The sequence below is a fragment of the Roseateles sp. genome (assembly GCF_049240545.1).
In the GTDB taxonomy this organism is placed as follows: Bacteria; Pseudomonadota; Gammaproteobacteria; order Burkholderiales; family Burkholderiaceae_C; genus Paucibacter_A.
Window position 1 is genome coordinate 19,128 of record NZ_JBMLSK010000286.1, and the last position, 24,890, is coordinate 44,017.

Below are 24,890 nucleotides of genomic sequence, written 5' to 3' on the forward strand. Positions count from 1 at the left end.
TGATTATGGCGGGCCCTGCGCTGAATCCACTGCGCATGAGGAACGTAGGCTGGGCCCATCGGTTAATCTGTGGCCCATGAGCGAGATGACTTTCTTTTGGCATGACTATGAAACCTTCGGCCGCGTACCGCGCCGTGATCGGCCGGCTCAGTTTGCCGGTCTGCGCACCGACACTGACTTGAACGAAGTCGGCCCGCCCTTGATGGTCTATTGCCAACCTGCACCGGACTTTTTGCCCGACCCTGAGGCCTGTTTGTTGACCGGCATCCTGCCGCAAGCCTGTTTGGAGCAAGGGGTGTCGGAGCAGCAGTTCGCGGCGCAGATTGAAGCGGCGCTGGCCGAGCCCGGCACCGTGGGTGTGGGTTACAACTCGATCCGGTTTGATGATGAGGTCACGCGCCATTTGTTTTGGCGCAATCTGATCGATCCCTATGCCCGTGAATGGCAAAACGAATGCGGTCGATGGGACTTGTTGGATGTGGGGCGCTGTGCCTACGCACTGCGCCCGGAAGGCATCCAGTGGCCTCTGCATGACGATGGTCGGCCTTCATTCAAACTCGAACATCTGACCGCGGCCAACGGCCTCAGCCATGAGGCCGCCCATGATGCGCTGAGTGATGTGCGCGCCACCATCGCTTTGGCGCGCCTGCTGAAAACAGCCCAGCCCAAGCTCTTTGATTTTTGCCTGAAGTTGCGCAAGAAAGAGGCGGTTTGGGCCGAGATCGGCGTCGGTCGGCCCTTCTTGCATGTGTCGGGCATGTATGGGCCGGAGCGCGGCTGTATCGCCTTGGTCTGGCCTTTGGCGCCGCATCCCAGCAACAAGAACGAGCTGATTGTCTGGGACTTGGCCAGTGATCCTGCTGAACTGCTGACGCTGAACGCAGCGGCCATCCGCGCGCGCTTGTTCGTCAAGCAAGAGGACCTGCCAGAAGGTCAAAGCCGCTTGCCCATCAAGACCATTCATATCAACAAGTCGCCGGTGGTGATTGGCAACTTGAAAACGCTCAGCCCGGCGATGGCCGAACGCTGGGGCTTGGATATGGCCCAAGGCTTGCAGCATGCGCAATTGCTCATGGAGAAAGGTCGCTTGCTGGACGGCCTGTGGGGCGATGTGTTCAAGCGGGAGGCGACGGGGGGTAAGCCCGATGTGGATGAGGATCTCTACGGCGGCTTTATCGGCCCCGAGGATCGGCGTGCTTTGCAGCGGCTGCGGGGCATGTCGCCTGAGCAAATGGCGCAGCGAGCGCAAGAGGGCAAGCTGGCGTTTGTCGATGAGAGGCTGGGCGAATTGGTGTTCCGTTTCCGTGCCCGAAATTGGCCGGAAAGCCTGAGCGAGCCCGAACAGCTGCGCTGGCAAAACCATTGCGCTGCGCGTCTGCATCAGGGAGAGGCCGGCGCGCAGACCTTGGCGGCGTTTTTCGAGCAGATTGATCAGCTCAATGAATCGGCAGACGAGCGCGGGCAGGACATTCTTGCTGCGCTTTACGATTACGCCGAGCAGATTGCTCCGCCCGTTTGAGTGAGGCTGAACGAGGCTTGAGTTCAAGGGTGTCTCGGCCGATATGTCTTCCTTGTGGGGCGCTGGCGGCCTGGAGTGCCTGCGCATGGAAGAATTGAGGCGCTTTGGGCGAACTGTTCGGGCTATCCATAGGAAACTAAACCGGGTACACCTGCGATAGTGAACAATCGGTGAGGCCACCGACAAAGGAGTAGCAGATGCAAGCCAAGTCAGATGTCAGCCCCAGCGCAGCGAGCGATAGCGGTGCCGCACGGATGCGGGCCCTGATGGTGCGCGCGCCGATGGCGGTCGGTTTCGTCAAGGACGGTCACTTCGAGCTGGTCAGCGAGCACTTCAATCATCTCTTCGGTCACGGTGACGACACCGATCTGGTCGGTCAGTCGACCCGCGCCGTTTATGTCTCGGACGCGGCGCAACTGTCGGTGCACGAGCGTATGAGCGCCGCCTTCATCAGCGGCAAACCTCTGGATGATGAATTTGAGTTTGTTCGGCGTGATGGCAGCCGATTTTGGGGGCGTTTGCAGGCCACGCCTGTGCAATGGGATTCACCCGCCGGCGAGTCGCTTTGGCTGCTGGAAGATGTGACCGTCGCTCGTCAACAGCGCATGCTGCCGACATGGACGGCCAAGCATGATGCGCTGACCGAACTGGCCAATCGCCGCGAATTTGAACGCCGATTGGGCGAACATGTGGGCAGTCGCCGACATGAACCGGTGTCGGTCCTGTGGGTCGATGTGGATAAATTCACCGAGGTGGTGGCTGCGATGGGCAGTGAAGTGGGCGACCATTTCCTGTACGGCCTGGGCCAGCTGCTGATCACCAAGGTTCGCGCTTCGGACTTGGTGGCGCGCTTGGAGCATGACCATTTCGCCGTGCTACTGCCGAATTGCGACCAACACTACGCTGAGATCGTGGCCGAGAAAATGCGCTCGGGCATCGCCGCCTATCGTTTGCGTTGGGGCTTGCATCGCACCCGGGTTAAGGCCTGTATTGGTGTCGTGCAAATCCAGTCGACGCTGGAGACGGTAGATGCCGTTATCGGCGCCGCTGTCCTGGCCTGTACCGAGGCCAAGGCGGCGGGTGGTGACAGCGTGCGAGTGTTCATTTCAGCCGGTGGCTACGAGGAACTGGCGGGCTGAATGGCGCTGGCGGGCTTGGGTAAACCCGCGGTGCGTGAGGAAATGACGGGATAAAGCCCTTCTTTTCTAAAGTTTGGGCGCCGACTGCCGAAGAGCTTGGAACAATCCAGGCATTCGCTTGCAGTTCGGAGTCTTGCCATGTCCATCGGCCTGTCCACCGCCTTGTCCGGCCTCTCGGTTGCCAGCGAGCGGCTGCGCGCATCGGCCAGCAATACGGCCAATAGCGGGGTCAGTGATTTCCGTCGTCAACAAATTGAAAGCCAGACGCTGGAGGCCGGCGGCGTCAAGGGACAGCTGAAGCAAGTCAATTCGGTCGGAAGCTCGCCCGAGGCCGAGATGGCTACGCAAAAGTCCGCCACCTACGCTTTTGTGGCCAATCTGCGGGTGCTGCAGACCCAGTTGCAAGCCAGCGGAACCTTGCTGGACATCCATGCCTGAAGGTTTGATCTGATCGGATCAGATCTCAGCGCCGCTTTTCCCAGCTGAGTGGAAGTTTCACTTCAACCCGGGTGCCTTGCCCCAGTTGACTGCTGATTTCGATTTGCCCGTGCAGCAGTTCCTCAACCAGCATACGCACCACACTGAGGCCCAGCCCCGCACCCTCACGCCCCATCTGGCCGCAGAAAAACGGATCAAAGACACGCGGCAGTGACTCGGCTGAAATTCCGCAGCCATTGTCTTGTATGCGAATCAATACCCGTCCCTCGGGTAGGTGCTGCAGACTGAGACTGAGTTGGGGTGAAGCAGCCCCCTTGAGACCGTGACCGATGGCGTTGTCGAGCACCTCTCTCAACACGTCGCCCAAGGCATGCATGGCGCCATGCATAGTGACGGACTCGGGCAAGTCTTCATGCCAAGCGATGTGGCCTTCGCTGAGTCGGCTTTGTTCCTTGCTCAGCGTATCGCGCAGCAGTTGGCAGAGATTGAAGTCTTGCGCCACCTCTTGTGCGCCATCCAACGACAGTGCCTTCAGGCGCTGGACCAGGATCGACGCACTCTCTAGCGAGCGATCGACCAAGGACGAGCATTGGCTCAAAGCGTTGGCGGCTTCGCTGAGGGCTTGGCGTCGAACCTGGCCGTCATTCAGCCAGTGCGCCAGTTCCGTCGCGCGGTCATGGATCACCGAGGCGCCCATTCGTGCATTGCCCAGCGGCGTGTTCAGCTCATGCGCCATTCCGACCACGACGCGGCCCAGCGCCAGTTGTTTTTCCTGCTTCATCACGGTTCGCAGTGCCAACTCCAATTCTTGTGTCCGCGAATTGACGCGCGCCTCCAACTCGTCATTGGCTTGTTGCAGGGCTGCCTCGGCTGCGCGCCGGATGCTGGCTTCGGCCTGCAGGCGTCCCAAGGCTTGGCTCAGCTCTGCGTTGCGCGCAGCCAGTGATTGCTCCAGTTGCGTGCCTTGTCGAGTCAGTTGTTCGTTGGCCAGACGCATGCGCTGCAGACTAAAAACATCTTGCATGGCTTGCGTCAAGGTGAAAGAGACACTGCGCACCCGTTGGCGCTGCAGGGCCAATAAGGCGTGACTGGCGCGTAAAGCGGCGTCGGCATCGCCCGCGGCCAGACCATGGCGAGCAATGGCGCGCAGCACATACTCGTGCACGAATTGCATGGACGGCCCGACTTCTTCTTTGACCCGGCGTTCAAAGGCAAGCAGCGCCTGCCAAGTCTGTGCACTCGGTGATTCGCGCCACTCGATCAGCCGGCTTGAAAACTCGACGGCCCAAGGAGCGCCGGCCACTTGCGACATGATGCTGCTGTCCGGCCGCAGCAACAAAGCCTGCAAATGCGGGCGCGCATCCTCCGGCGCACCGATCAAGGCCTCGACCAGCGACAGATTCAAGTGACTGAGCAAGGCGTCTTCCGACAGTCCTTCGGACTCGGCCAATTGCAGCGCATCCTGATGCAAGGCTCGGCAGCGCTGCCACAAAGCATCGTCGGGCGGCGCGAGCGCCTCGTCGGCCAAGACAAAGCAAGCGGTGGCGCCAGTATTGAGCACGCGGTGCAGGGCGCCCACAGGCATCACCTCACGTTGCGGCAGTAGCTGCTCGATCAAGCGGAGCAAGTCCTCATGCATCTCCGCAGCCGCCATGATGCGCGAGCGTGAGGCCTGAAACTCAAAGCCGAGAGCCGGCTTTGCGGCGGTGCCCGCCAACTCATGGGCGCGCTCTAAGCTGCTCAATGCCCCGTGATGAAGCCGCATCCGAGATTGCAGCAGCGACAGACAGTTCAAGGCGATTGCCTCGATCAGAGGGTCGTCCGGCAGCATTGCGGCTTTCTCGGTGAGGGCCAAGACTTGCTCCAGCCACACCATGCCCATCAGGCTTGCATCCGAATGCAAGCGCCATTGCAGCCGCAAGATGCTCAACAGCAAGGTGTCGTGGTCATTCAGGTCATGGCCTTCCAGCGCAAGCAAAGTGCGGTCGGCACTGACCAGATCCATGCGCGTCATCATGGACTGGACTTGCTCCAGCCTCAAACGTGCGTCGGCCTGCTGTTCAGGAATCTTCATCGGCACACCCTTCGGGAAGATCCCGAAGCCCTGCTTGTTCTTGGCTCCCTGGGCTCAGCCTATTCTGTTGCCAAACTTAGCTGTGTTGTCGGCTCATTATGGGCCTAGCTTTCGTGTTGGTCTTTCCCCGGCTCAAGTGGCGGAGCGATGGGCTTCAGGGCTTGAACTCAAAGAGCGCCGAACCATCGGCATCCTCACGCAGCAACTGGAGCTGAGGCAAGGTGTTCAGGTACTTGATGCCACCCGCGCCGCTGCGCAAAAGCAAGCGAATGGCTGGTACAGGTTGAATGCGCCAGTTGCCGTCGGCACTTGGATTGAATTGCTGCGCCGTCGCCAAGAATTGGGCGACTGATTCTCTGGTTTCGTCTGGCGCGTCGACGACGATCTTGCTCGCGTTCAGGCCAGGAAAGCCGCCGCCACCGTTGGCGCGGTAGTTGTTGGTGACAACCAGGAAATCGGCCTGCTCGTCAATTGGCAACCCTTGGTAGCGCAGATTGACGATGCGTTGCGCATTCGAGTTGCTTCGTCGGCCCTCGGCGTCATAGCGGGCTGCTTGGGTGACGTCGATCTGATAGCTCAAACCTTCGATCATGTCGAAGTTATAAGCACGAAAGTCTGGGTTCAAGAGTTCTTGCTCGGGGGCGCCGGCCGGGTCGATCTGGCGGAACTGGCCCGCCGACATTTCCAGCCACTCGCGCACTTCCGAACCATTCAGCCTCAGGGCCTTGATCGTGTTGGGGTAGACGTAGAGATCGGCCACATGCTTGAGCGCCAGCGGGCCGGCTGGGATGTCGGTGTAGTTGCTCCAGCCTTGGCGGCCGCCAGACTTGAAGGGGGCTGCAGCGGACAGCAAGGGCAGGCGCTCCAGCGCTGTGCCTTGCACGGCTCTTCTGACGTAGTCTTTCTGCGCCTGCGCGACCAATTGGACCGAGGGATCGTCCATAAGCTGAGCGAAGTAGCTGTGTATTGGCGCGGTCGAATGGGCGACCTGGGCACGCATATGGGCCACGGTGTCGGCATGCTCCTGCCCGATCACATGCGCGACCATCGGGTCGGCGGCCACCAAGGGTCGGCGCGAACTGCGTTGATAGATGCCACGCAACTCTGCGCGACTGTCGCTGATTCGCCAGCGCCCCTGCTGCCGGGTCAGGGTCAGGTCAATCAGCCCCAGGTGATCCCCCCAACGACCCGGCATGATCGTCGGAACGCCATGAATGCTGCCCCGTTCCAGGTTCACGCCGGGATGCTGGGCAAACGCGGCGCTTGGAAACTCGCTGTGGGCATGGCCCAGCAGCAGGGCATCCAGTCCGGGCAGTCTTGCCAGTTCGGCCGCCTTGTTCTCCCCCAGATGGGCTTGAGCCTCTTTCTCAAAACCGGTGTGGGCGATGGCAATGACCAGATCGGCTCCTTGAGCACGCAGCTTTGGGATCAGCGCGCGGGCGCTGTCCACCATGTCCATGGCGATCAGCTTGCCCTCCAGGTGAGGACGGTCCCATTGCATGATCTGCGGCGGGGTCAGACCGATCACCCCGATCTTCAGCGGGTGGTGTTTGCCAGCGGTGTCGCTGAAACGACGCTCCAGCAAGATATAGGGCCTGAAGGCATGGCGCGGCCGACCCGGGCCGGCCAGCATGACATTCGCATTCACATAGGGAAAGGCGGCACCGGCCAGGGCCCGGCGCAGAAAAGGCAGCCCGTAATTGAACTCATGATTGCCCAGATTGGCGGCGTCGTAACGCAGCAGGTTCATCACCTTGTAGGCGGGGTGAACCGCCCCTGGCGCCAGCGGCTTGATCTTGGCCGTCATGTCGCCCAAGGGATTGCCTTGCAGCAAGTCGCCGTTGTCAAACAGAAGATTGTTGGGGGCTTGTTCGCGTGCTTGGTGGATCAGGGTGATGGTTTTGGCGAGGCCGTACTCATCGGTCAGACGATCCTGGTAGTAGTCGTAATTGAGCAGGTTCATGTGCAGATCGGTGGTCTGCATGATGCGCAACTTCAGTTTGGCGGCTGTGGCGGCCGGAACGAACAAGGACAGGGCGGGGAGCAGGGCCAGTGCGGCCAGTGTTGGACGGAAGAGTGGCATGGGCTGAGTGAAGGAGTTGACCGCGTGCCGTCTGGCGCTTGGCTTGAACAATGTGCAGATGCTAGCTGCTCACTAGGGTTTGTTCCGGCGCGTTTTCTCCCTGCGCTTGGGTCAAAGGGCTGCGCTTTTCCGCTACGCTAGACCCAAGCGACCGGCAACCCCGGTTGCCTCCCCATGCTTGCAGCCGAGGTGCTACCGCCGAGACTGGAAGGCATGCTTCATCGAAGCTTGGGCGCGAGATCCGCGCAGGAGTGAATGACGAATGAACCGCAATGATGAGCGCGCTCATGGCGAGCGCCTGCGCTTGCATGTGCCCGAACCCAGTGGCCGGCCGGGCTGTCACACCGATTTTTCCTATCTGCATCTGTCACCGGCCGGTGAGGTGCGCCGACCTGATGTCGATGTGGCGGCGGTCGACACCGCCGACCTGGCCTACAGCCTGATCCGGGTGCTCGATGAGCAAGGGCAGGCTGTCGGGCCTTGGGCCCCGGCGCTGAGTCCCGATCAATTGCGCCGCGGCCTGCGCACCATGCTCAAGACGCGCATTTTTGACGGCCGGATGCTGATTGCACAGCGTCAGAAAAAGCTTTCTTTCTATATGCAAAGTCTGGGCGAAGAGGCGATTGGCAGCGCCCATGCGATGGCGCTGAACGAGGGCGATATGTGTTTTCCCACCTATCGCCAGCAAAGCCTGCTCCTGAGTCGCGACGATGTGCCGCTGGTGGAGATGATCTGCCAGCTTTTGTCGAATGAGCGCGACCCGCTCAAGGGGCGGCAACTGCCGGTGATGTACTCGATCAAGCGAGCTGGTTTTTTTAGCATCAGCGGCAATTTGGCCACCCAGTTCATTCAGGCGGTGGGATGGGCCATGGCGTCGGCCATCAAGGGCGACACCCGCATCGCCAGTGGTTGGATTGGTGACGGCGCCACCGCCGAGGCGGACTTTCACACCGCGCTGACCTTTGCCCATGTCTACCGCGCGCCGGTGATTCTTAATGTGGTCAACAACCAATGGGCGATCTCGACCTTCCAGGCTATTGCAGGCGGCGAGGGCACGACCTTTGCCGCTCGCGGCTCGGGATGCGGCATTGCTTCCTTGCGTGTCGATGGCAATGACTTCTTGGCGGTCTACGCAGTGTCGCAATGGGCGGCCGAGCGCGCCAGGCGCAATCTGGGTCCGACCTTGATCGAGTGGGTGACCTATCGAGCCGGGCCGCATTCCACCTCAGACGACCCGTCCAAGTATCGGCCGACCGACGAGTGGCAGCGCTTCCCGCTCGGTGACCCGATCGCACGCCTGAAGCAGCACTTGCTCGTTCTGGGCGAGTGGTCCGAGGCGCAGCATGAGGCGCTGCACAAGGAACTGGAGGCCGAGGTCATCGCCGCGCAGAAAGAGGCTGAGGCTTTTGGGACCCTGGCCGATGGCCACATCCCCAGCATTGCCTCGATGTTTGAGGACGTCTACAAGGAAATGCCGGCCCATCTGCAACAGCAGATGGCCGAGGCGCGCCGCTTTGGAGGTCGGGAATGATTGAGAAAGAAGCACAAGACAAGGCGGTGCCCATGACCATGATCCAGGCCCTGCGCTCGGCCATGGATGTGATGCTGGCGCGCGAACCCAATGTGGTGATCTTCGGCCAGGACGTGGGCTACTTCGGCGGTGTGTTCCGTTGCACCGATGGCCTGCAAGCCAAGTACGGCGACCAGCGCGTCTTTGATGCGCCGATCTCCGAGGGCGGCATCGTCGGCGTGGCCGTGGGCATGGGGGCTTACGGCCTGCGGCCGGTGGCAGAGATCCAGTTTGCCGACTATTTCTACCCGGCCTCGGACCAGATCGTTTCCGAGGCGGCGCGGCTGCGCTATCGCTCGGCGGGTGACTTCACCGCGCCGCTGACGATTCGCATGCCCTGCGGCGGCGGCATCTACGGTGGGCAAACCCACAGCCAAAGCCCCGAGGCGCTGTTCACCCATGTCTGCGGCCTGCGCACGGTGATGCCGACCAACCCCTATGACGCCAAGGGGCTCTTGATCGCGGCCATCGAGTGCGATGACCCGGTGATTTTTCTGGAACCCAAGCGGCTCTACAACGGCCCCTTTGATGGCCATCATGACCGGCCATCAACGCCCTGGTCCAGTCACCCGCTGGGTCTGGTGCCGGAGGGCTATTACAGCTTGCCGCTGGATCAGGCCACGGTCTTCAGGGCCGGGCGGGACCTGACGGTGATTACCTACGGCACCATGGTCTATGTGGCCGAGGCGGCGGCCAAGGAAACCGGCATCGACGCCGAGATCATCGATTTGCGCGCCATCTGGCCGCTGGATCTGGCGGCCATTGTTCGCTCGGTCAAGAAGACCGGACGCTGCGTGGTCTTGCACGAGGCCACGCGCACCAGCGGCTTTGGTGCCGAATTGGTGGCCTTGGTGCAGGAGCATTGCTTCTACCACCTGGAGGTGCCGATCGAGCGCGTGACCGGTTGGGACACGCCTTATCCCCATGCCCAGGAATGGGACTACTTTCCCGGCCCGGCCCGTGTGGCCGCCGCCCTGCAACGTGCGATGGAGCAATGATGGGACAACATGTCATCAAGATGCCGGACATCGGCGAAGGCATTGTCGAAGTGGAGTTGGTGGCCTGGCGGGTTCAGGTCGGCGACGAAATTCGCGAAGACCAGATCCTGGCCGATGTGATGACCGACAAGGCGACGGTGGAGATCCCGTCTCCGGTGCACGGCCTGGTGCTGGCCCTGGGCGGCGAAGCGGGCGAGGTGATGCGAGTGGGCTCCGAGTTGATTCGTATCGCGGTGGAGGGAGAGCAGGGCAAGGCGAGTGCGTCAGCGACGCCTGTGGCTGCGCCGGTGCCGGCACCTGCACCTGCTGCCGCTTCCATCGTTGCCGCCGTGGCCAGCTCGGTCAAGGCTTCGGCTCCAGTGGCGCCCGTGGTCACGCTGCCCGCATCGAGCGCAGCGGCGCACCGGCCGCAAGACCTGAGTGCCGGCGACAAGCCGATTGCCTCGCCGTCGGTACGCCGTCGTGCCTGGGAGTTAGGCTTGGAGCTCAGCCAGGTGCGGGCCAGTGGGCTGGGCGGGCGCATCATGCATGCCGACCTGGACTTGGCCGCGGTACAGCCCAAAGTGGCCGCAGCACGTCCTGGTCGGCTTGTCAGCACCGCGCTGGCCGCCGACGAGACCATCAAGATCACCGGCTTGCGCCGCAAGATCGCGCAAAAGATGCAGGAGTCCAAGCGCCGCATTCCCCATTTCAGCTATGTGGAGGAGGTCGATGTCACCGAACTGGAAGCGCTGCGCGAGCAGATGAACCAGCGTTATGGCGCCAGCCGCGGTAAGTTGACCTTGTTGCCGCTACTGATTCGCGCCATCACGCTGGCGGTTCGGGAGTTTCCGCAGGTCAATGCGCGGCTGGACGACGATGCCGGCTTGCTGACCCGCTATCAAGCCGTGCACCTGGGCGTAGCAACGCAGACCGATGCGGGCTTGATGGTGCCGGTGCTGCGCGAGGCTCAATCCCTCAGTCTTTGGGAGACGGCGGCTGAAGTTCGCCGCCTGGCCGAGGTGGCCCGCAGTGGTCGCGCCACTCGCGATGAGTTGAGCGGCTCCACCCTGACCTTGACCAGTCTGGGCGCCTTGGGCGGCATCGTCACCACGCCCGTCATCAACCATCCGGAGGTGGCCATTGTGGGCGTCAACCGCATCGTTGAGCGGCCCATGATGATCAAGGGCCAGGTGGTGGGGCGGCAGATGATGAATCTGTCCTCATCCTTCGACCACCGGGTGGTTGACGGCATGGTGGCGGCGCAATTCATCCAAGCGATCCGCGCCTTGTTGGAGTGCCCGGCCCTCCTGTTCGTCGATTGAGTCGACAGGGGGCCGCAGATTCAGGAGCCGGTCTTGTCGCGGGGCTCTCAATTGCTTGAATATTGCCGTGCAAGTCGGCTGTTTCCCTGACCTTGTCGCCCGCAACTGCGGGTACGATGACTTGAAGCGTTGCGGGGAGCGACAGCCGGCTTCGATTACTGGCAAACGGTTCGGGTGGCAATTGATTTGGCGACTCAAGGCGACTATCGACGGCGAGCCTTTGTTGGCAAAGGCGATGCAGGGATCTGCAGCAAGGGCTGGTGGATGCAGCGTCTTGCGCTGCTGCGTGCGGAGGGTTTGCGCCGCTTGAGCCCTGGCGTTTGCATTGCGGTGCTTCTGGCGGTGCTGACGTCGGCATGGCCCGGAGGTGCCCACGCGCAAGACCACCCGCGCAATTTCTACTTCGAGCGACTGTCCGAGATTCAAGGCTTGCCGCGTGACAACGTCACTGCCTTCGCTCAGGACCGGCACGGTTTCATGTGGATTGGTACGCAAGCAGGGCTGAGCCGTTTTGACGGCCATCGCTTGGTGAACTATCGGCATGTGGAGGGCAAGGCCAACAGTTTGAGCGAGGACTGGATTCAGGCTTTGCAGGTGGATTCGCAAGGGACGCTTTGGGTAGGAACGCGCCGTGGCTTGCAGCGCTATCGCCCTGAACTGGATGATTTTGTGAGTCTGCCGCTGCCTGCTGGTGCCGGTTCAGGTCAGAGCCATTTGCAGGTCAATGTCCTGAGTGTCGATGCGCAGGGTGATCTTTGGGTCGGCACCGAAAGCGGCTTGTTCCGCTATTTGTTTCAGAGCCAGACGTTCCAGGTCATGAGCGCAGGCCTGAGCCACCCTCGCATCTTGTCTTTGTCTCTGGATCAAGCGGGACAGATGTGGGTGGGCACCGAGGCCGGGGTCGATCGCTGGCAGCCGGGTACCTCAGTGCTGCGGAATGTGAAGGTCACCAGTCAAGGCCTTGCATTTGCGATGGCTCCCGCAAAGGTCGTGCTTTTGGATGCACAGCAGCTGTTGTGGGTGGTCAGCGAGATTGGCATTCAAGCCTGGCAGTTGGACGCGCAGGGTGAAGTGCTGCAGCGCGTCTACGCCTTGCCACGTCCGCGCTCCGACGCCTATATGGCGATTTTCAAAGACCGCCAGCAACAGCTTTGGATGGGCATGGAAACCGAGGGCCTGTGGCGTTGGCTTCCAGCCCAGCAGCGCTTTGAGGTGCTGGCGCATCGTGAAGCCGACGCGCACTCGGTGCCCAAGCATATTTCTGCCTTCTTTCATGATCGCTTTGGCAGCTTGTGGGTCGGTACCTGGGCATCCGGGGCTTATCGGGTGGATCTGGAAAGCGGTGGTTTCAATAAGTATGTTCATGTGCCGGGCGACAGCAGCAGCCTGGTCGAGAACCGCATATTCAGCATCACCAGCGACCGGCAGCGCGGGCTTTGGCTGGCCACCTATGACGCAGCGATCCGACTGGATCCACGGACGGGCCGCTCCACGACCTATCGCTTTGGCAAGAATGAAAAAGAAAGCCTGAACCTGTCAGACACGCATGTGTCTTGGAAGGACAAAACCGCGGTGGACTGGGTGCTCAAACACCTGGATCCCAAGACCAGCCAAGTCAAGTTGCCGCAATTCAGTCAAGACAATCCCCTGGCCGAGGTGGTGCGCTATATCAGCAGTGATCCGCAAGGGCAGTTGTGGTTGGGCTCGCGCGGGGGGCTGCATCGCGTCGACCCTGTCAGCGGCAAGGTGCGGACCTTTCGACATAATGCGAATGACCCGCACAGCCTGGCCCAAGACTATGTGCGCATGTTGATCGTGGATCACGATGGGGATGTTTGGGCAGCGACCTATCAGGGCTTGGACCGACTGAAGCCGGGCAGTGAGCGTTTCGAGCATTTCCGAAACAAGCCTGCGGATCCGAGCAGCCTGGTCAGTGACCGGGTGCAGTATCTGTTCCAAGACAGCCAGCGCCGCATTTGGGTGGGCACCGCTCAAGGGCTGACCGAGTTGATCAAGCGCAGCGATGGCACGGTTCAGTTTCGTCGTTTGCCAAGCGCCTTGAGCCTGAGCAGCGACCCCATCGGTGGCATTTTGGAAGACGAAAAAGGACGCCTGTGGATCAGCACCACCTCAGGTATCACGCGCTATGACCCCGCCTCGGATCAGGTCCAAAACTACACGGCCCAAGACGGCATGATCGAAGGCTTCTACTTCGCGAACTCGGCCTTCAAAGACAGTGATGGACGGATGTATTTTGGCGGTTTGAACGGTTTGACGGGATTCCATCCGGACGATATTCGTGAGAACACCAAGCCGCCGCAATTGGCTCTGACGGCCATTCGGGTCAACAACGAGGCCTTGAAGCCGGGACAAAGCGTGCAAGGGCTGCTCCTGACTTCGAGCTTCATGGACTTGCGAAGCTTGAAGCTCGGGAGCGCACATGAAACCCTGACGTTTGAGTTCGCGGCACTGCACTTTGCCGATCCGCAACGCAATCGCTATGCCTACAAGCTGCAAGGCTACGACAAGGACTGGGTTCACCCGGTTCAAGGGCAACGCACGGCGAGCTACACCAACTTGCCGCCGGGCAGCTATGTCTTCCAGGTCAAGGCCGCCAACAAAGATGGGTTTTGGAGCGATCAGTCGATTCACTTGGACTTGCGGGTCCAACCAGCTTACTGGGCGACATGGTGGTTCCGGCTCCTCGCTGCACTGGCTTTGATGGGCCTGCTGTGGGCCTTGCTACATGCTCGGCTTGCGGCCTTGACGCGACAGAAGATGCAACTGGCAGCCCAGGTGTCTGCGCGCACTGCTGAGTTGAGTGAAGAAAAGCAGCGGGTCGAGAACACCATGGCCTTGCTGGTCGACCAGAAGCGCGAAGTCGAACGGCAGAAAGAGATCGTCGAGCAGGCCCATGGCAACATCTCGACCTTGAGCGAAATGGGTCGACGCATCACTGCGAACTTGGATCAGGACGTGATCCTGCTCAGCGTCCATGGGCATGTGGCGCAGTTGATGCCGGTGGACGGTTTCGGCCTGGGCCTTTTGGATCCCCTGAGCGACTGCTTGGACTTCCCTTATCTCTTCGATGGCCCGCTCAATCGATCGGGTTTGCTAATGAGCAAGCCAACACCCAGCAGGCCTCTTGAAGTCCAACCGTCCTACTTAGAGTGGGCTTGTGTCAACTCAGCCAAGCCCCGGCACTGCAGGACTGAAGCGTCGCCGGTGATTCAGATTTTTGGCGTGGACTGTTGCGAAGCTTTGCTCGCGCCCTTGTTGGTCAATGGCCAGGTGCGAGGCTTGATGGGTGTCTATAGCCAAAAGACCGGTGTCTATCAGACTTGGCACCTGGATATGTTGGCCACGCTGGCCGCTTACAGCGCCATTGCACTGGAGAACGCAAGCACCTTTGGCCGCTTGCGGCAAACCCAGGAAGAACTGGTTCAGCAGCAGAAGTTTGCGGCCTTGGGTTCTTTGGTGGCGGGTGTGGCGCATGAGCTTAATACGCCCTTGGGCAACTGCCTGCTGGCAGCCAGCACCCTGGAGCAAAACTCATCGGCCTTCGCCGAGCGTTTGAATCAAGGCTCCGTCGGCCTTCGACGTTCGGAGTTGAAGGACTTTGTCGCTGATGTCAGTCGTTCGGCGCAACTGTTGATGCGTGGGCTGAGCCGTTCGGCTGAGTTGGTGCGTAGCTTCAAGGAGGTTGCCGTCGACCGCAGCAGCCAGTTGCGACGCAGCTTTTCACTCAAGCATTTGGTCGACGATGTGCTGGAAACACTGGCCAATGAGCTGAAGAACAAGGGCCATGAGTGGCAGGTCGAGATTCCAGCCGACTTGGAGATGGACAGCTATCCCGGCCCCCTGGGCCAGGTCTTGAGCAACTTGGTCAAGAACTCCATCCTCCATGGCTTTGAGACCCGGCGCGGTGGGCGGATTCGGATCAGTGCGAGCTTGATCCGGGACGGGGCCGAGCGCAGCGAAATGCCACGCTTGCGCATGAGCTATTCAGATGATGGGCGGGGCATTGCGGCTGAACACCTTGAGCGTGTCTTCGATCCCTTTTTCACCACCAAGCTGGGGCAGGGCGGTAGCGGCCTCGGCATGAGCATCAGCTACAACCTGGTGCATTCGGTGCTGGGTGGCGAAATCACGGTGCAAAGTGATGAGGGCGGCGGTGTTCTCTTTACGCTCGATTTGCCCTTGAGCGCACCGATGGGCTCGCGCAAGGCCGATGCGCTTGAAGAGGCGGAGTGATATCCGGCCCCTTGCCGAGACTCCGCGTGGGCAGTTCTGAGCCGCCCTTGGGGAGCTCCTTTTGCATGCAATGAACAAATGAAAAAGGCCTGCCGGGTGCCCGGCAGGCCTTTCATGGGTTACTTCAGTCCCGCGTTTGCTTAGACGCTGGCGACACCCTTGGCGGCTTCCGCGTACTCTTCAATCTGGTTGAAGTTCATGTACTTGTAGATGGCGGCGCCGTCTTTGTTCACCACGCCCATGGCTTCGTGATACTCGGCCACGGTGGGGATCTTGCCCAGCTTGGAGGCAATCGCCGCCAGCTCGGCCGAGGCCAGGAACACATTGGTGTTCTTGCCCAGACGGTTCGGGAAGTTGCGGGTCGAGGTGGAGACCACGGTAGCACCCTCACGCACTTGTGCCTGGTTGCCCATGCACAGCGAGCAGCCCGGCATTTCGGTGCGTGCACCGGCGGTGCCGAAGGCGGCGTAATGGCCTTCCTTGATCAGCTCGCTCTGGTCCATCTTGGTCGGCGGTGCGACCCACAGCTTGACAGGGATGTCGCGCTGGCCGCCCAGCAGCTTGGCTGCGGCACGGAAGTGGCCGATATTGGTCATGCAAGAGCCGATGAAGGCTTCATCGATCTTGGTGCCGGCCACTTCGGACAGGGTCTTGGCATCGTCCGGATCGTTCGGGCAGCACAGGATAGGCTCCTTGATGTCGGCCAGATCGATCTCGATGACGTGGGCGTACTCGGCGTCCTTGTCGGCTTCCAGCAGGCTGGGGTTGGCCAACCATGCTTCGACCTTGTCGATGCGGCGCTGTAGGGTGCGGGCGTCAGCGTAGCCATCGGCGATCATGTTCTTCATCAGCACGATATTGCTGGTGAGGTATTCCTTGATCGGCTCGGGGTTCAGCTTGACGGTGCAACCGGCGGCGCTGCGCTCGGCAGACGCGTCGCTCAGCTCGAATGCCTGCTCAACCTTCAGGTTAGGCAGCCCTTCGATTTCCAGGATGCGGCCCGAGAAGGCGTTGATCTTGCCGGCCTTAGCGACGGTCAGCAGACCGGCCTTGATGGCGTACAGCGGGATCGCATGGACCAGATCACGCAAGGTGATGCCGGGCTGCATTTCGCCCTTGAAGCGCACCAAGACGGACTCAGGCATGTCCAGCGGCATCACGCCGGTGGCGGCGCCGAAGGCCACCAAGCCAGAACCGGCTGGGAAGGAAATGCCGATCGGGAAGCGGGTGTGCGAGTCGCCGCCGGTGCCGACGGTGTCGGGCAGCAGCAGACGGTTCAACCAGCTGTGGATCACGCCGTCGCCCGGACGCAGGGACACGCCGCCACGGTTGCTGATGAAGGCGGGCAGTTCGCGGTGCGTCTTCACGTCCACGGGCTTCGGATAAGCCGCGGTGTGGCAGAAGCTCTGCATCACCAGATCGGCGCTGAAGCCCAGGCAAGCCAGGTCCTTCAGCTCGTCGCGGGTCATGGGGCCGGTGGTGTCTTGCGAACCGACGGTGGTCATCTTCGGCTCGCAGTAAGTACCGGGGCGCACGCCTTGGCCTTCAGGCAGACCGACAGCGCGGCCGACCATCTTCTGGGCCAGTGTGAAGCCAGCCTTGGTGGCGGCAGGAGGCGCGGGCAGGCGGAACTGCGTCGATGCTGGCAGGCCCAGGAACTCACGGGCCTTGGCGGTCAGCGAGCGGCCGATGATCAGGTTGATACGGCCGCCGGCGCGCACTTCGTCGAACAGCACATCGCTCTTGAGCTTGAACTCGGTGACGGTGGCGCCGTCCTTCACGATCTTGCCTTCATACGGCAGGATGTCGATGACGTCGCCCATCTCCAGCTTGCTGACGTCCACTTCAATCGGCAGCGAGCCCGAGTCTTCTTGGGTGTTGAAGAAGATGGGGGCGATCTTGCCGCCCAGTGTCACGCCGCCAAAGCGCTTGTTTGGCACGAAGGGGATGTCTTGGCCAGTGGCCCAGATCACGCTGTTGGTGGCGCTCTTGCGCGAAGAGCCGGTGCCGACCACATCGCCGACGTAGGCAACCAGATGACCCTTCTTCTTCAGGTCTTCGATGAACTGCATCGGGCCGCGCTTGCCGTCTTCTTCTGGCTTGAAGGCCGCGCCTTCGCGGGTGTTCTTCAGCATGGCCAGGTAGTGCAGCGGGATATCCGGGCGGCTCCAGGCGTCAGGGGCGGGCGACAAGTCGTCGGTATTGGTCTCACCAGGCACCTTGAAGACGGTGACGGTGATCTTCTTCTCGACTTCGGGGCGGCTGGTGAACCACTCGGCATTGGCCCAGCTCTGGATCACGTCCTTGGCGTGGGCGTTGTTGGCCTTGGCCTTTTCAGCCACATCGTGGAAGAAGTCGAACATCAGCAGCGTCTTCTTCAGCGCGGCGGCGGCAGTGCTGGCGACGTCGGCGTCATCCAGCAGATCGATCAGCGGCTTGACGTTGTAGCCGCCGACCATGGTGCCCAGCAACTCGGTCGCGCGGGTCTTGGAGATCAAGCCAACGCTCAGGTCGCCGTGCGCCACGGCAGCCAGGAAGCTGGCCTTGACCTTGGCGGCATCGTCCACGCCCGGAGGCACGCGGTGGGTCAGCAGGTCCAGCAGGAATTCACCTTCGCTGGCGGGAGGGTTCTTGATCAGCTCGATCAGTTCGGCCGTCTGCTTGGCATCCAGGGGCAGGGGCGGAATGCCCAGCGCGGCGCGCTCGGCGGTGTGTTGGCGATAGGCTTGCAACATGGCTACTCCTGGGGTTTAGGGTGGGTCAGAGGGGCTGAGGCACGATGAGCTTCAGACCCTTGTAGTAATCGCGAAAAAATCCTTCGTCGCGAGTGATCAGGGCTTGGCACTGCAGCAGGGCATGCGCGCCAATCAAAAAATCGGCAACCACGCGCTCGCGTTGGCCACCGCGGTCGCGCCAGCGGCGCTGCATATGGCCTGCGCGCACAGCGGCGGCTTCTTGAATCGGTTCAAAGCGGATGCCAAATTCGTTCAGGGCATCCATGACGGTCTCACGGGTGTCGAGCAAGGCTTGGACTTCAGCCACCACCGCTTCGCTGATGACCACCTCGCCCGCGCTCAAGGCTTGCGCCAAGGCCAGGGATGAGGCCTCGCCATGTTCGGCGTCGCCGGTGAGGACGTCAATCAGGACGGAAGAGTCCACAGCAATCATGCGTCTTCGCCTGGAGCAGGTGCTGGGTAGGGGTCGCCGGGGGCGCGGCCGCGCAGAGCGCGCATGGCTTCATTGGTGCTGGTGAAGCCTTCGGCTAACTTGAATCGTCCCCGCAACTTGGCCAGCGCGTCATCGACGTTTTTGCGCAAGATGATGCGGCCGCCGTCCAACTCGACCTTGAGCGTCGTGCCCTTGGTCAGACCCAAAGCATCACGCACCGCCTTGGGCAGGGTGATCTGGCCGCGCTCAGCAACAGTGGCTTCCATGAGGGGACTCCGGCTTGCGAAAGTATGTATTGATTTTACGTACTTTCGCATGCATACCGCAAGCGCAATCCGACTTCATTCATGAATAAGGAGGCGTGGAGCCTCCTCGTTTCAGGCGCTACGGCGGCTTATTTTTTGCTGCTTTTGCCTGGGCGCACCGGCACTGCGGTGTTGGCCGCGGCGGTGGCGGCATCGGGCGTGATGCCAATCCCGTTGTCTTGTTGGTCGGTGGCTTCGGCCTGCGCGGCGGCCAAGGCGGCCGATTGAGCCTCGGAGATTTGGATTGAATTCATGCAACTGTCAACAATGCGCTGGCCAACCTTCGTGTTCATCAGCATGGACTTGGCGGGAATCTGCAGCCACACGACGCCGGCCTTTTTGTCCTCCAGGCGCACGGCGCCGGTGGTGGTGGGCTCGGGCGCCATGTTGTAGATCATCTTGCCGAACTGCACATGAAAGCGGCCGGGCTTTTCGGGATGAGGGGTGACTGTGACCTTGCTCTTGAATTCGCAATCGGCGTCGCCATGGTGCACGTTTGAAGCGGCGGCGATTTGTTCCTCCGTCAGCGGTGTGTTGTCTTCTTCAGGCATTGGTGCCACCGCGTTCTGCGGTTTGGCCTTGGTCACCAGGCGATTCTTTGGTTTGCTGTTTTCAACAGCGGCACACCAGGCATGGTTGCCCGCCGCGCTAACGGCAAACAGCAGCGCAAACTTGAACAGGGCAGATGGGCGTGTGATAAAGGACTGCATGAGTAGACGAAAGCAAAGCTGATCAAGCGATTGTCGCTCCAGTGCGGCTGACTTTTCTTAGCGTTTGCCAGCAAATTTGGTGCAGGGTGTAAGCAGGTGCGTGAAGGCCTTGCGCAATGTCAAGGCTCGCCGAAGAATGCCAACTCGACTTCAATGGGTAGCGCCTGGCCGGTTCGGTGAGCGCGCTCCAGCAGCTGCCAGAAGAAACGGTAGCTGGCGCGGTCGTGCAGGGTGTCGTGGTGCTTGATGGGGGCCCAGTGAGCGGCTTGGGCGGCGTGGATGATCTCGATCGCCTCGTCAATCTCGGCCACGCTGGGGGCAAAGGCATCAATGATGGGTTGGATCTGCGCCGGGTGAATGCTCCACATGCGGGTGTAGCCGAACTCTCGCGCGGCTCGCGCTGCCGAGGCTTCGATGGCGGCGGCATGTTTGAACTCGGTCACTACGCAGTGCGAGGGCGTTTTGCCATGGGCATGCGCTGCCGCTGAGATCTCGAGTTTGGCTCGGGCGACCAGCGGGTGGCTGAACTGCCCTTCAGCGCCCAGGGCATGACGAGGAATAGCGCCGCGATGGGCGGAGACGAAGTCCATCAGACCGAAGGATAGAGACTCGATGCGGGGATGCGCAGCAATGGCTTGCACATCTCGCAAAGCGCCGTGGGTTTCGATCAACACATGGATGGGCAGCGGCTTTTGAATGCCGTGCCGGCGCAGGGTGGCGTCGATAAAGTCGCAGGCCTGATTCACGTCGTTCAAGTGGCGCGGCTTGGGCAGCATTAAAAACGCCAGTTTTTCGCCCGAGGCCTGAATCAAACCGTCCACATCGGCTTCGAAGGCGGCATGCCCCAGCGGATGAACGCGGGCGCCAACACGGCCATGGGCATTGGCCTGGCTGTTCAGCAAGGCGTTGATCAGTTGCACATGCTCCGCCTCGCCGCCGATAGGGGCGCCGTCTTCGCAGTCCAGCGTGATGTCGAACACCGGGCCCATCTCGGCTTGTAGCGCCAGGCTCTTGACCATGCGGGCTTCAACGCCGCAGTAGTGGTCAACCACTGGCAGCGCGGTGGCGGCGTCGCCGTCTTCAAACAGGGCCAGCTTGGGGTGCAGGGCAGCGGTCACGTTCAGGGCTCACGAAAATTAAAAAGGGTCGGTATGACCAGCATACCGACCCTTGATGGTCGATTCTAGAGCTGAGCAGTTTGCCGCAAGGGCGCTCCGCTCAGCATTGGCATCACAGCAGGTGCTTGACGCCGTCTTGCTCGCCCTGCAGTTCTGCCAGGGTGATGTTGATGCGCTCTTGCGAGAAAGCGTCGATTTCCAGGCCTTCGACGATCTTGTACTCGCCGCCAGCGGTGGTCACCGGGAAGCCGAACACGACGCCGGCGGGGATGCCGTACTCGCCATTCGAAGGCACGCCCATGGTGACCCATTCGCCGTTAGAGCCCAGGGCCCAGTCGCGCATATGGTCGATGGCGGCGTTGGCGGCCGAGGCAGCCGAGGACAGGCCGCGTGCGGCAATGATGGCGGCGCCACGCTTGCCGACGGTGGGCAAGAAGGTGTCAGCGTTCCAGACTTGGTCGTTGACCAGGTCCTTGATCGACTTGCCATTGGTGGTGGCGAAGCGGTAGTCGGCGTACATCGTGGGCGAGTGGTTGCCCCAGACGGTCAGCTTCTTGATGTCGCCCACGGCGGTGCCGGTCTTGGCGGCCAGTTGCGAAGCGGCGCGGTTGTGGTCCAGTCGCAGCATGGCGGTGAAGTTCTTGGCCGGCAGGTCCGGGGCCGACTTCATGGCGATGTAGGCATTGGTATTGGCGGGGTTGCCGACCACCAGCACCTTGACGTTGCGCGAAGCGACGGCGTTCAGAGCCTTGCCCTGGGCGGTGAAGATCTGGGCATTGGCGGCCAGCAGATCGGCGCGCTCCATGCCGGGGCCACGGGGGCGGGCGCCGACCAGCAGGGCGTAGTCGGTGTTCTTGAAGGCTTGCAGCGGGTCGCTGTGAGCTTCAACGCCAGCCAGCAGCGGGAACGCGCAGTCTTCCAACTCCATGATCACGCCCTTCAGCGCGTTCTGGGCCTTCTCATCGGGGATTTCCAGCAATTGCAGGATGACGGGCTGGTCCTTGCCCAGCATTTCGCCAGAGGCGATGCGGAACAGCAGGGCATAGCCGATTTGGCCTGCGGCGCCGGTGACGGCCACGCGAACGGGTTTCTTGCTCATATGAAAGCTCCGAGAGGGTTGATTGACTGGGATGAATTCGTTCTGTCCGTTGGGGCGCCTGATCTGGCCGAGGCCAAGGGAATGGGGCGTCTTTCCGGCTGCGCGGCAAGTGTAGGGCAGGCAAAGGGCTTTCCCCTAGTCTGGCTGCGGCTGTCTTGCTGGCTGCGGGCGCAATTATGCGCCGTATTTGACAAAAATCTGACACTCTTATGTCTTATAGAAGATGGCAAAGCAATTTGAGGCGGGCTTGTCTGGACTGACGCTGGCGCTTGTGCTGCAATGCCTGCCATGCCCTCCGACCCGCCCAATTTTTTGAATGATCCTGAGCGTCAGGAAACCATCCGGCAAGCTGCGCGCGCGGAAACGGTGGCTTCTGTTTTGCATGGCAGCACGCCCGCATTCAGCCCGCTGTATCAACAGATCAAGGCCTTGATCATTGCGCAGTTGCAGGCCGGCGAATGGAAGGCGGGCGAATCCATTCCCAGCGAGTTGGATCTGGCCAAGCGTTTCGGCGTCAGCCAGGGCACGGTGCGCAAGGCCATCGATGAAATGGCGGCCGACAATTTGCTGGTGCGCCGCCAGGGCAAGGGCACTTTTGTCGCGACCCATGCCGAACAAAAAGTTCAGTACCGTTTTTTGCGCTTGATGCCGGATGAGGGCAAAGAATCGCTGGAGCGGCAACTGCTGGACTGCCGCCGTCAACGCGCTCCGGCCGCCATCGCCAAGCAGTTGCAGATGCGCAGCGGCGACGCCATGGTGGAAGTGCGTCGCTTGCTCAGTCGTCAGGGTGTGCCGGTGGTTCTGGATGACATCTGGCTGCCTGGTGATTTGTTCAAGGGTCTGACGACCGAGCGCTTGAATCAACATCGCGGCCCCTTTTATGGCCTGTTTGAGGCTGAGTTTGGGGTGCACATGATTCGCGCCCAGGAAAAAATTCGCGCGGTAGCGGCGGACGAAGAGTCGGCGGCTTTGCTGCAAGTGGCGGTCGGAACGCCGCTGCTGAGCGTCGAGCGCCTGTCATTCACTTATGGGGACAAGGCGGTAGAGTTGCGTCGAGGTCTATACAACACGGAGTCGCACTTCTATCGCAATGAGCTTAACTGAGTCTTGCAGCGCAAGCCTCGACGCTGCAAAAGCCCCTCTTGCGTTGCGTGTCGGGTACGGCGTCAGCCAAGCGTGTGCTGCATTGCAATAAACTACTCCGGTTTCACGTTGATTACAAAAGGTTGGGCCCCGCGGCCTCCATCAACTGCATCACCCAGAAAATGAGCAATAAAAAACGACCGACTTTCACCAATATCCATGTGACGCAAATCGTGTCATACCGCCTGCCCCCGGCCGGTATCGTGTCGATCTTGCATCGGATCAGCGGCTTGATGATGTTCTTGCTGCTGCCTTTCGTCATTTGGATGTTCGACACCAGTTTGACGTCTGAAATCTCCTACGAGAGCTTCACCAATGCCTTTGTTGCGGGCATCGGCTTTGTGCCGGCTTGGTTTGTGAAGCTGGTGACCCTGGGCCTGATCTGGGGCTATTTGCACCACTTCATCGCCGGCGTGCGCCACTTGTGGATGGACGCCACGCACAGCGTGTCGAAGGAGCAGGGCCACAGCTCGGCGGTCATGACTTTGGCCTTGAGCGTGTTGCTGACCCTGGTGCTGGGCGCCAAGTTGTTTGGCCTGTACTGATCCGCAGCTAGTTCGGAGAAAAAACAATATGTCTACTTTTGGCTCGAAGCGCATCGTCGTTGGTGCGCATTACGGACTGCGCGACTGGTTGGCGCAGCGCGTCACCGCTGTCTTGATGGCGGTTTTTACCGTGGCTCTGCTGGTTCAGTTTTTGATGCCCGGTGAGTTGGGTTATGACCATTGGGCGAGCATCTTCTCGTCGCAATGGATGAAGATTCTGACCTTTGTCACCATCGTCTCGCTGGCGTTTCACGCCTGGGTCGGTGTGCGTGACATCTGGATGGACTATGTGAAACCGGTGGCGCTGCGCCTGACTTTGCAGGTGCTCACGCTGGTGTGGTTGGTGGGATGCGCCGGTTGGGCCATCCAAGTGCTGTGGAGAATGTGATGACGGTGACAAATAAGTCGATTCCTAAGCTGCCTAAGCGCAAATTCGATGTGGTCATCGTCGGAGCCGGTGGCTCGGGCATGCGCGCCTCTTTGCAGTTGTCGCTTGCTGGCCTGAATGTGGCCGTGCTGTCCAAGGTCTTCCCGACCCGTTCGCACACGGTCGCGGCTCAAGGCGGCGTCAGCGCTTCGCTGGGCAATATGTCGGAAGACAACTGGCACTATCACTTCTTCGACACTGTCAAGGGTTCGGACTGGCTGGGCGACCAGGATGCGATCGAGTTCATGTGCCGCGAGGCGCCCAAGGTCGTGTACGAGCTTGAGCACTTCGGCATGCCTTTCGACCGCAATGCGGATGGCACGATCTATCAGCGCCCGTTCGGCGGCCACACCGCCAACTATGGCGAAAAGCCGGTGCAACGCGCTTGCGCTGCGGCTGACCGCACCGGCCACGCCATGCTGCATACGCTGTATCAGCAAAACGTCAAGGCCAAGACCCAGTTCTTCGTGGAGTGGATGGCGCTCGACCTGATCAAGGACGAGGCCGGCGATGTGGTCGGTGTGACCGCGCTGGAAATGGAAACCGGCGAACTGCACATCATGGAAGCCAAGACCGTGCTGCTCGCCACCGGTGGCGCAGGGCGCATCTTCGCGGCTTCCACCAATGCCTTCATCAACACCGGTGATGGCTTGGGCATGGCAGCGCGCGCGGGCATTCCCTTGGAAGACATGGAGTTCTGGCAATTCCACCCCACCGGCGTGGCCGGCGCGGGCGTCTTGCTGACCGAAGGCTGCCGTGGCGAAGGCGCGATTTTGCGCAACTGCAACGGCGAGCGCTTCATGGAGCGCTATGCGCCCACTTTGAAGGACTTGGCGCCGCGTGACTTCGTGTCGCGCTGCATGGACCAGGAGATCAAGGAAGGTCGCGGCTGTGGTCCGAATAAGGACTATGTGGTGCTCGATATGACCCACTTGGGCGCCGAGACCATCATGAAGCGCCTGCCCTCGGTGTACGAGATTGGCCACAACTTCGCCA

At 61.0% G+C, this 24,890-nt stretch carries 19 protein-coding genes; 11 read left to right on the plus strand and 8 right to left on the minus strand.

The window, feature by feature from the left end:
• The first annotated feature begins 76 nt into the window (after nt 1–76).
• From sbcB to ACOVRJ_RS18475, 3 genes are all read left to right on the plus strand, one after another.
• A complete protein-coding gene (sbcB, locus tag ACOVRJ_RS18465) occupies nt 77–1,519 on the plus strand; it encodes an exodeoxyribonuclease I (RefSeq protein ID WP_422045291.1) in 1,443 nt (480 codons plus the stop codon).
• A 197-nt stretch (nt 1,520–1,716) separates the two neighbouring features.
• A complete protein-coding gene (locus ACOVRJ_RS18470; protein WP_422045292.1) occupies nt 1,717–2,658 on the plus strand; it encodes a GGDEF domain-containing protein in 942 nt (313 codons plus the stop codon).
• Between the two features lie 138 nt (nt 2,659–2,796).
• Nucleotides 2,797–3,096, plus strand: a complete 300-nt coding sequence (locus ACOVRJ_RS18475) for a flagellar basal body rod protein (RefSeq protein ID WP_422045293.1) — start codon at nt 2,797–2,799, stop codon at nt 3,094–3,096.
• Nucleotides 3,097–3,121: 25 nt separating this feature from the next.
• Here the strand turns inward: ACOVRJ_RS18475 and ACOVRJ_RS18480 are convergent, their stop codons facing one another.
• Nucleotides 3,122–5,170 carry a sensor histidine kinase gene (locus tag ACOVRJ_RS18480; protein ID WP_422045294.1) on the minus strand — a complete coding sequence of 683 codons (2,049 nt, stop codon included), beginning with the start codon at nt 5,168–5,170 and terminating at the stop codon, nt 3,122–3,124.
• 154 nt (nt 5,171–5,324) lie between these two features.
• Complete coding sequence (locus ACOVRJ_RS18485) at nt 5,325–7,253, minus strand: bifunctional 2',3'-cyclic-nucleotide 2'-phosphodiesterase/3'-nucleotidase (protein WP_422045295.1); 1,929 nt, start codon at nt 7,251–7,253, stop codon at nt 5,325–5,327.
• 262 nt (nt 7,254–7,515) lie between these two features.
• Between ACOVRJ_RS18485 and ACOVRJ_RS18490 the strand changes: the two genes are divergently transcribed.
• From ACOVRJ_RS18490 to ACOVRJ_RS18505, 4 genes are all read left to right on the plus strand, one after another.
• Complete coding sequence (locus ACOVRJ_RS18490) at nt 7,516–8,784, plus strand: 3-methyl-2-oxobutanoate dehydrogenase (2-methylpropanoyl-transferring) subunit alpha (protein ID WP_422045296.1); 1,269 nt, start codon at nt 7,516–7,518, stop codon at nt 8,782–8,784.
• The gene (locus tag ACOVRJ_RS18495; RefSeq protein WP_422045297.1) at nt 8,781–9,821 is read left to right on the plus strand and encodes an alpha-ketoacid dehydrogenase subunit beta; all 1,041 of its coding nucleotides are present in this window, start codon (nt 8,781–8,783) and stop codon (nt 9,819–9,821) included. The genes ACOVRJ_RS18490 and ACOVRJ_RS18495 overlap by 4 nt, the downstream gene beginning before the upstream one ends.
• Entirely contained in the window at nt 9,821–11,125 is a 1,305-nt protein-coding gene (locus ACOVRJ_RS18500; protein WP_422045298.1) for a dihydrolipoamide acetyltransferase family protein, read from the plus strand. The genes ACOVRJ_RS18495 and ACOVRJ_RS18500 overlap by 1 nt, the downstream gene beginning before the upstream one ends.
• Nucleotides 11,126–11,299: 174 nt before the next feature.
• Nucleotides 11,300–15,379, plus strand: coding sequence for a two-component regulator propeller domain-containing protein (locus tag ACOVRJ_RS18505; protein WP_422045299.1), 4,080 nt, complete (start codon nt 11,300–11,302; stop codon nt 15,377–15,379).
• A gap of 140 nt (nt 15,380–15,519) precedes the next feature.
• Here the strand turns inward: ACOVRJ_RS18505 and acnB are convergent, their stop codons facing one another.
• The 6 genes from acnB to ACOVRJ_RS18535 all read right to left on the minus strand — a co-directional run bounded on the left by acnB (nt 15,520) and on the right by ACOVRJ_RS18535 (nt 21,779).
• On the minus strand, nt 15,520–18,114 hold the full coding sequence (gene acnB / locus ACOVRJ_RS18510) for a bifunctional aconitate hydratase 2/2-methylisocitrate dehydratase (protein ID WP_422045300.1): 2,595 nt from the start codon (nt 18,112–18,114) through the stop codon (nt 15,520–15,522).
• A 25-nt stretch (nt 18,115–18,139) separates the two neighbouring features.
• Nucleotides 18,140–18,547 (minus strand): type II toxin-antitoxin system VapC family toxin, encoded by a 408-nt coding sequence (locus tag ACOVRJ_RS18515; RefSeq protein ID WP_422045301.1) that lies wholly within the window; start codon nt 18,545–18,547, stop codon nt 18,140–18,142.
• A complete protein-coding gene (locus tag ACOVRJ_RS18520; RefSeq protein ID WP_263540215.1) occupies nt 18,544–18,813 on the minus strand; it encodes an AbrB/MazE/SpoVT family DNA-binding domain-containing protein in 270 nt (89 codons plus the stop codon). The genes ACOVRJ_RS18515 and ACOVRJ_RS18520 overlap by 4 nt, the downstream gene beginning before the upstream one ends.
• 128 nt (nt 18,814–18,941) lie before the next feature.
• Complete coding sequence (locus ACOVRJ_RS18525; protein WP_422045302.1) at nt 18,942–19,439, minus strand: hypothetical protein; 498 nt, start codon at nt 19,437–19,439, stop codon at nt 18,942–18,944.
• A 242-nt stretch (nt 19,440–19,681) separates the two neighbouring features.
• Nucleotides 19,682–20,680: an HpcH/HpaI aldolase/citrate lyase family protein gene (locus ACOVRJ_RS18530; RefSeq protein ID WP_422045303.1), complete on the minus strand. Its 999-nt coding sequence runs from the start codon at nt 20,678–20,680 to the stop codon at nt 19,682–19,684.
• A 112-nt stretch (nt 20,681–20,792) separates the two neighbouring features.
• Nucleotides 20,793–21,779 (minus strand): malate dehydrogenase, encoded by a 987-nt coding sequence (locus tag ACOVRJ_RS18535; protein ID WP_422045304.1) that lies wholly within the window; start codon nt 21,777–21,779, stop codon nt 20,793–20,795.
• Nucleotides 21,780–22,067: 288 nt separating this feature from the next.
• Here ACOVRJ_RS18535 and ACOVRJ_RS18540 point away from each other — a divergent pair, with 288 nt between their 5' ends.
• The 4 genes from ACOVRJ_RS18540 to ACOVRJ_RS18555 form a co-directional block, all read left to right on the plus strand.
• Nucleotides 22,068–22,883 carry a GntR family transcriptional regulator gene (locus tag ACOVRJ_RS18540; protein ID WP_422045305.1) on the plus strand — a complete coding sequence of 272 codons (816 nt, stop codon included), beginning with the start codon at nt 22,068–22,070 and terminating at the stop codon, nt 22,881–22,883.
• A 161-nt stretch (nt 22,884–23,044) separates the two neighbouring features.
• On the plus strand, nt 23,045–23,467 hold the full coding sequence (gene sdhC / locus ACOVRJ_RS18545; RefSeq protein ID WP_422045306.1) for a succinate dehydrogenase, cytochrome b556 subunit: 423 nt from the start codon (nt 23,045–23,047) through the stop codon (nt 23,465–23,467).
• 28 nt (nt 23,468–23,495) lie between these two features.
• The gene (sdhD, locus tag ACOVRJ_RS18550; protein WP_422045307.1) at nt 23,496–23,855 is read left to right on the plus strand and encodes a succinate dehydrogenase, hydrophobic membrane anchor protein; all 360 of its coding nucleotides are present in this window, start codon (nt 23,496–23,498) and stop codon (nt 23,853–23,855) included.
• Nucleotides 23,855–24,890 (plus strand): FAD-dependent oxidoreductase (locus ACOVRJ_RS18555; protein WP_422045308.1); only part of this gene is annotated, 1,036 nt, incomplete at its 3' end. The genes sdhD and ACOVRJ_RS18555, both read left to right, overlap by 1 nt.